The organism is Gemella sp. zg-1178, from assembly GCF_018790995.1.
Classification (GTDB): domain Bacteria; phylum Bacillota; class Bacilli; order Staphylococcales; family Gemellaceae; genus Gemelliphila.
Genome location: NZ_JAHKEI010000048.1, coordinates 1 through 2,224, shown reverse-complemented (window position 1 = coordinate 2,224; position 2,224 = coordinate 1). Strand labels below are relative to the sequence as shown.

The following is a 2,224-nucleotide window of genomic DNA, read 5'->3' as shown; positions in this document are numbered from 1 at the left end:
CCTTCTTTTATTTCTTGGGCATTTGCTTGGTTTGCATTGTTATTTTCTGGTTTAAGTTCTAAGTTATTTGCTTCTTCTTCAGGTTGGGCTGCTGCTCCTATGTTAAATTCAGGTTCTCCTAGTCCTGCATTGCCAAGTAGACCTGCCTTGTTTATTGCTTTAGCTACGTTTTCTCCTGCCGCCTTGGCTTCTTCTTCTTTTTTGGCTAGTTCAACTTTTTCTTTAGCTTTATTTAGTTCGGCCCTAACTTCTTCTATACTCGCTGCTCCGTTGATGCTATCTTCTGCTTCTTTGGCTGCTTTTGTTATCTTGTCTTTTGCTGCGTCTTTTTGATCAGGAGTTAGGCTAGTGTTCTTGTCTATGTCTTGGTGGGCTTTGGCTTTTTCTGCTTCTATTTCACTTATTGCATCTGCTTTGGCTTTTTCTAGTTCAACTTTTGACATACCTGCAGTTTTCGATTTCTCTATTTCTTCTATTTCATCTACTTTGTTTATGTCGCTCATTGCATAGCTTACAGCCGCAAACACTTTAGTTTTTATTAGATCTTTTTGATCAGCATTTAATAAACCATTGCCGTCTACCGCCTTATTTACTTCGTTTTGTTTTTCTGCTAAAGCCTCTATTGCAGCTATCTTACTTGTTCCTGTTGCTTTTGCTACGTTTATTTCGTTTGTGTTTGTTGCTGCATTTACTGCATCCATTGCTGCTGTTGTTGCCGCTGCTATGGCTTGTTTAGCTAAGTTTTTGTCTGCACCGTCTACGTGTTGACTGCCATCTATTGCTTTATTTGCTTGTCCTTGTTTGTCTACTAGGTCTTTTAGGGCGTCTGCCTTGTTTTCTCCTAGGTTTTTAGCTGCGTTTATTTCGTTTGTGTTTGCTGCATCATTTACTGAATCCATTGCAGCTGCTGTTGCTTCAGCTACTTTTGCTTTGGCTTTGTTTCTGTCTGCTTGGCTTACGTTTGTATTAGCGTCTATTTCCGCATTTGCTTGTCCTTGCTTGTCTACTAGGTCTTTTAGGGCGTCTGCCTTGTTTTCTCCTAGGTTTTTAGCTGCGTTTATTTCGTTTGTGTTTGCTGCATCATTTACTGCATCCATTGCTGCCGCTGTTGCTTCAGCTACTTTTGCTTTTATCGTCGCTTTTTGATTGTCATCCAGGTTGTTATTGCTGTCTACCACCTTATTTACTTGGTTTTGTTTTTCTGCTAAAGCCTCTATTGCAACTATCTTACTTGTTCCTGTTGCTTTAGCCGCGTTTATTGCCTCTGTGTCTGCTGCAGCGTTGATGTTAGCTTCTGCTTCTTTAGCGGCTGCGTCTACTTTTGCTTTGGCGTCTGCTTTTTGTTTGTCGCTTAAGCCTGGTTTGTTGTCTATGTCTTGGTGGGCTTTGGCTTTTTCTGCTTCTACTTCACTTATTGCATCTGCTTTGGCTTTTTCTAGTTTGACTTTTTCTAAACCATTTTCTTTTGGTTGTCTTATTGCGTCTGTGTCTGCTGCTCCGTTGATGTTAGCTTCTGCTTCTTTAGCGGCTGCGTCTACTTTTGCTTTGGCGTCTGCTTTTTGTTTGTCGCTTAAGCCTGGTTTGTTGTCTATGTCTTGGTGGGCTTTGGCTTTTTCTGCTTCTACTTCACTTATTGCATCTGCTTTGGCTTTTTCTAGTTTGACTTTTTCTAAACCATTTTCTTTTGGTTGTGTTATTCCGTCTTTGTCTGGCGCAGCGTTGATGTTGTCTTCTGCTTCTTTAGCAGCTTTTGTTATCTTGTCTTTTGCTGCGTCTTTTTGATCTCTGTCTAGGTTGTTGTCAGCTTCTATTGCTTCGTGTGAGGCTTGTTTTTCTACTTCTATTTTGCTTATTGCATCTGCTTTTTCTTTTTCTAGCTCAACTTTTGTTTTACCATTTTCTTTTGGTTGTCTTATTGCCTCTGTGTCTGCTGCAGCGTTGATGTTGTTTTCTGCTTCTGTTGCGGCTGCGTCTACTTTTGCTTTGGCGTCTGCTTTTTGTCTGCCACTTAAGCCTGGTTTGTTGTCTATGTCTTGGTGAGCTTTGGCTTTTTCTGCTTCTACTGCTTCTATTGCATCTGCTTTTGTTTGGGCTAGTTCTATTCCTGTTAAGCCGCTTGCTTTGGCTGTGTTTATTCCGTTGTTGTCTGTTGCAGCGTTGATGTCTCTTATTGCATCAGTTGCTGCTTGGTCTACTTCGTCTTTGGCTGCTTGCTGCTGTTCTG

At 41.1% G+C, this 2,224-nt stretch carries 1 protein-coding gene; it reads right to left on the bottom strand.

Going from position 1 to position 2,224, the window contains the following annotated elements:
- Positions 1–2,224, bottom strand: a 2,224-nt coding sequence (locus tag KMP12_RS07265) for a DUF1542 domain-containing protein (protein ID WP_215757052.1), incomplete at both ends; no start/stop codon positions are given.